Genomic DNA, 257 nt, shown 5'->3' with positions numbered 1-257 from the left:
AGGGCCAATGATCGAAGAGCTTCGTTACGTAGGCGCAGCTCGGAAGCAGGCGCGCCAACTCGTGCCGCTTCATCGGGGCAAGCGTGGCAGTGTAGATGGCGTCGTAGCGCCGTTCTCTGCCAGGGATTGGGTAGCACATGCTCTCATCGACAAACATGTTCTGCGGCGCGAGGTGTACAACGACCCCAAGCCCGCGCAGCAGCTGCTCTTCCCCCTTCGTGTTGGCCATGACGATGAGGCGCGCACGGGGGTGCGCC

At 63.0% G+C, this 257-nt stretch carries 1 protein-coding gene; it reads right to left on the bottom strand.

The features are described 5' to 3' along the window. The coding region (locus tag KZZ06_RS21470; RefSeq protein ID WP_219581955.1) for a hypothetical protein at positions 1-257 on the bottom strand (257 nt) is incomplete at both ends.

The sequence above is a fragment of the Sulfitobacter sp. CW3 genome (assembly GCF_019392245.1).
Classification (GTDB): Bacteria; Pseudomonadota; Alphaproteobacteria; order Rhodobacterales; family Rhodobacteraceae; genus Sulfitobacter.
This window is presented reverse-complemented; position numbering and strand designations above follow the sequence as displayed.